Source organism: Selenomonas sp., from assembly GCF_052169755.1.
In the GTDB taxonomy this organism is placed as follows: domain Bacteria; phylum Bacillota; class Negativicutes; order Selenomonadales; family Selenomonadaceae; genus Selenomonas.
Genome location: NZ_JBQNBV010000148.1, coordinates 1 through 4,486 on the forward strand (window position 1 = coordinate 1; position 4,486 = coordinate 4,486).

At 53.2% G+C, this 4,486-nt stretch carries 5 protein-coding genes; 4 read left to right on the forward strand and 1 reads right to left on the reverse strand.

Annotated elements, in window-relative coordinates; genetic code table 11:
• Window positions 1-249: 249 nt before the first annotated feature.
• Both lgt and ACTTKG_RS09235 read left to right on the forward strand, forming a co-directional pair.
• The gene (gene lgt / locus ACTTKG_RS09230) at window positions 250-1,065 is read left to right on the forward strand and encodes a prolipoprotein diacylglyceryl transferase (protein ID WP_442673915.1); all 816 of its coding nucleotides are present in this window, start codon (window positions 250-252) and stop codon (window positions 1,063-1,065) included.
• Between the two features lie 30 nt (window positions 1,066-1,095).
• Window positions 1,096-1,944, forward strand: coding sequence for a deoxyribonuclease IV (locus ACTTKG_RS09235; RefSeq protein ID WP_442673916.1), 849 nt, complete (start codon window positions 1,096-1,098; stop codon window positions 1,942-1,944).
• Between the two features lie 42 nt (window positions 1,945-1,986).
• Here the strand turns inward: ACTTKG_RS09235 and ACTTKG_RS09240 are convergent, their stop codons facing one another.
• The gene (locus tag ACTTKG_RS09240) at window positions 1,987-2,568 is read right to left on the reverse strand and encodes a nitroreductase family protein (protein ID WP_442673917.1); all 582 of its coding nucleotides are present in this window, start codon (window positions 2,566-2,568) and stop codon (window positions 1,987-1,989) included.
• A gap of 283 nt (window positions 2,569-2,851) precedes the next feature.
• Here ACTTKG_RS09240 and ACTTKG_RS09245 point away from each other — a divergent pair, with 283 nt between their 5' ends.
• Both ACTTKG_RS09245 and ACTTKG_RS09250 read left to right on the forward strand, forming a co-directional pair.
• Complete coding sequence (locus ACTTKG_RS09245; protein WP_442673918.1) at window positions 2,852-3,265, forward strand: Fur family transcriptional regulator; 414 nt, start codon at window positions 2,852-2,854, stop codon at window positions 3,263-3,265.
• Between the two features lie 129 nt (window positions 3,266-3,394).
• The gene (locus tag ACTTKG_RS09250) at window positions 3,395-4,294 is read left to right on the forward strand and encodes a metal ABC transporter substrate-binding protein (protein ID WP_442673919.1); all 900 of its coding nucleotides are present in this window, start codon (window positions 3,395-3,397) and stop codon (window positions 4,292-4,294) included.
• Window positions 4,295-4,486: the final 192 nt, after the last annotated feature.

Consider the following 4,486-nt stretch of genomic DNA (forward strand, 5'->3'; position numbering starts at 1 on the left):
CCTCACCAAAACAACCTATTTTATATTTTACCATGAAACTCCAAGAGGTCAAGCCATAGGCGCAGACCGATTGGCTAAGTTTCTGGTAAGGGCGGCGCACAATGTCTACGAAGTAGACGTTTGTGCGGTTAGCTTACCCCACGCGTTTGAAAGAATCTTCCCCGTCAAGAATACGTCGATGCTGGACAAAGGGCGTAGAGAAATGATACACTTGTTGTATTCCTTATCATACAGTAACGGAGGCATATCATGCACCAATATTTGTTCTTCCTCGGAGATTTTCCTGTACGCGCTTACGGGTTGATCTTGAGCCTCAGCATCATCTTGGCGACGGGCGTCGCCTACTTTCTCGCAAAGCAGGACGGCCGCTATCATGGGCATATCATCGACATGGGCATTTACTGCGGCATCGCGGGACTGCTGGGCGCGCGCCTCTGGGATGTATTCTTCTTCGATTGGGACTACTATCAAAACCATTTGACGGAGCTGTTAAACGTCTGGCAGGGCGGCATGGCGATTCAAGGCGGCGTGCTGCTCGGCGCCGTCGTCGGCATCCTCTACACACGCCGCCACGACATCGACACATGGGCGCTCGCCGACATCGTCGCCCCCGCCATCATCTTAGGGCAGGCGCTCGGCCGCACAGCCAATCTCCTGAACGGCGACGCTTTCGGTGCGCCGACAGGCTCTTCCTTCGGCATCCTCTATCCGGAAACGACGCTCGCGTTCCACACCTACGGCAATCAGCCGCTTTGGCCTGCGGAAGTTTGGGAATGCCAGCTCGACATCTTCATCTTCGCTCTTCTCCTCATCTTTCGCGCCACGAATCATGCGAAAGGACAGGCGTTCACGCTCTACATCATGCTCTACTCGGCAGCGCGTTTCTTCCTCGAATACCTGCGAGGCGATTACAATGAACTTGTTCTCGGTCTTTTCAAATCTGCACAGATGACAAGCCTCGTCGCTTTTACCATCGCGCTCTTTTTCTTCGTCTGGCTCGGACTGAAAAAGCATCAGAAAACCCCGCCCAAAAAGAAGAGCCGAAAACGCACGGCACGCGCATAGCCTCATCATCTCATAGAAACGGAGTCAAACATGCAAAAGACACCTCAAATGCTTCACATCGGCTGCCACTTGTCATCTGCCGGCGGTTTTCTCGTCATGGGCAAGACGGCAACGCAGCTCGGCGCCGATGTATTCGCCTTCTTCACACGCAACCCGCGCGGCGGCAGCGCGAAACCACTCGACCCCGATGATGTCCGCGCTTTTTCTGTCTACCGCGAAGAACACGGCATCGGTACACTCGTCGCCCATGCCCCCTATACGCTGAACGCCTGCGCCGCAAAGGAGAACATTCGTACGTTTGCACGCGAAGCGATGGCGGACGATCTCTCACGTTTAGAACACATCCCCAACACCTTTTACAACTTTCATCCCGGCAGCCATGTGCAGCAGGGCGCAGAAAAAGGCGTCAACCTGATCGCCGAACTCTTGAACGATGTTCTGCGCCCTGCACAAAAGACGACCGTCCTCTTAGAAACGATGGCGGGCAAAGGCACGGAAGTCGGACGCAGTTTCGAGGAGATCGCCGCTATCATCGAGCGCGTGGAATGTGCAGAAAAACTCGGCGTCTGTCTCGATACCTGCCATGTCTGGGATGCAGGCTATGACATCGCGGACAATCTCGATGGCGTCCTCGAAGAATTTGATCGTACGATCGGGCTTTCTCGCCTCCATGCCGTCCATTTGAACGACAGTCTCAATCCACGCGCCGCACACAAAGATCGCCATGCCCGCATCGGCGAAGGAAAAATCGGGCTTGAAGCCTTGACGCGTATCATCCGCCACCCGAAACTTCGTCATCTGCCTTTCATCTTGGAAACGCCAAACGACGATGCCGGATACGCAAAAGAAATCGCCATGCTCCGAGAACGGGCGAAATAACCTGCAAGAATACTCTCCATCATCCATGAAAAAAGCCGCCTCTCAACGAAAGGCGGCTTTTCCTGCACGCTTAGGGAAACACGTATCATCTGGCAAAATCGCGCCTGCTATGCCTGACGCTCTGCAACGATTCGTACTTTCAAAGCCGATCAGAAAGCGCGGCGACGGTGCGGCGTCCTCCGCGGGATAGCCGACAGGGAATATCGCCACAAGCTCGTAATCTGCCATCTCGGGAAAAAGCTCCTTGAGCTTCGGTGCATCAAAATGCGCGACCCACGTCGTGCCAAGCCCCAGATCCTCGATCGCCAGCATGATATGCGTCGCCGCAATGCTCGCGTCCACGTCCGCGAAGTTCTTCTTATCAAAAGGCCGCACCCAGGCGCTCTCTGCCTTGCTTCCCACGACGAAAGCGACAGGGGCGCCGAAGATGAACGACGTCGTCTGTGAAACCTTCTGCATCGCCTCAGCGCTCTCAAGAAGCCAGATATGAAACGGCTGATTGTTGTGTGCAGTAGGCGCAAGATCGCCCGCCTCTAAAATCTTCTGAAGTTTCTCATCCTCCACCGGCCGCGCCGAGATCTTGCGGCAAGAATAGCGCTTTTTCGCCAAATCAAGAAACGACATAAAAACTCCTCCTTTAGAAAGCCATCGGTTTCCTATATCGTCATTCTACTACGAACCTTCAAGAAGTCAATACTTTCTTCTTTTCTACTCTATCTCTTTTCTTCCAATTATGCTATGATTCTAAGGAAACACGAATCCAAAAAGCGCGGATAAAATGAACTCCGTCCGATTCGTGCAGATTTACCGACGCAGAGATCGTGAACGACTGCGCCAAAACCGCATGGCAGAATATATCCATGCCGCCCGAAAAAGACGCATCCACCCTCGACAAAAGGAGGTTCTCATGACAGAAGATCACCTTGCCCTCTTGCGCTCCAAGGGCTATAAGCTGACACCACAGCGACGCGCCGTACTGGATGCTTTCTTGGAATGTGACCCCTTTCCCACCGCACAGCAGCTGCTTGCAGCCGTACACAAGAAACATGCCAACGTCTCCCTCGACACCATCTACCGCAACCTTGCACTCCTCTCAGAACTCGGCGTCATTCATGAGATCTACCGTACGGCAGGAAACGTCTACGAGATTCTTGCGCCGGGACATCACCATCACCACCTCGTCTGTACGGAATGCGGAAAAACGGAGTGCGTCGACATCTGCCCCATGCAGGATGCCTACATCAAAGAAGCCGAGAAAAAAGGCTTTCGCATCACGGGTCATATCTTCGAATTTTACGGCATCTGCAAAGATTGTCAGTAAAAAATCTTCGAAAATTCCGCATCGCATGAGAAATAATCTCTTGTCAAACAGAAACTCCTGTGCTATTCTATCAAATAGTAAAATTACTATTCAAGGGGAATCATTCCCCACGCACAGGAGGTCATTCTTTTGAAACGTAAAAACACACTCTTCTGCCTGCTTGCTGCACTCTGCCTGTTTCTCACGGGCTGCGGGGGCGCAAACACGGCAGGCGGCGGCAAGGACGGCTCCTTCCATATCGTCACGTCCTTCTACCCCATGTACGTCGCCACCCTCAACATCACGCAGGGCATCGACGGCGTGACCGTCACCAATATGACGAAACCGCAGACGGGCTGCCTGCACGACTACCAACTTATGACCGAGGACATGAAAACGCTCGAAAAAGCCGATGCTTTCGTCATCAACGGCGCGGGCATGGAAAGCTTCCTCGACAAAGTCGTCACGCAGCAGAAGAACCTCAAAGTCATCGACGCTTCCAAGGGCATCGAGCTTCTCAAAGACGGCGATGAAGAAAATCCGCACGTTTGGCTCAGCGTCACCGATGCAATCCTGCAGGTGAAAAACATCGCCGAACAGCTCAAGGCGGCTGATCCCAAACATGCCGACGCCTACGAGAAAAACGCCAACGCCTATATCAAAAAGCTCGAATCGCTCAAAGCCGAGATGCACGCCGCACTCGACAACGTGCCGAACAAAGACATCGTAACCTTCCACGAAGCTTTCCCCTACTTCGCCAAGGAATTCGGTCTCAACATCATCAGCGTCGTCGAACGAGAGCCGGGCACCGAGCCGACGCCTGCCGAACTGCAAGCGACCGTCGAGCAAGTCAATAAGCTCCCCGTCAAAGTTCTCTTCACCGAGCCACAGTACTCCCCGAGCGCTGCTGAAACCATCGCTCGCGAAACAGGCGCAAAGATCTACACGTTGGATCCCGTCGTCACGGGCGAATCCGACGATAAAGCAATCAACGCCTATATCGACACCATGAAAAAGAATATGGAGACGCTGAAAACGGCATTGCAGTAAGCCGAAAGAAGCATACGAAAAGCGCCTGCGCACAAAACCCGTGCGCAGGCGCTTTATCATTCGTAAAACCCCTTAGAAGAAGTATTCGAGGCGAGCGAAGAGGTAATTAGGCGTATATGAATAACCCCCCTGCGAGAAAGCGGCCGCAAAATAAAATACGAGACCGCCGCACATGCTTTAAGTGCGACGGTC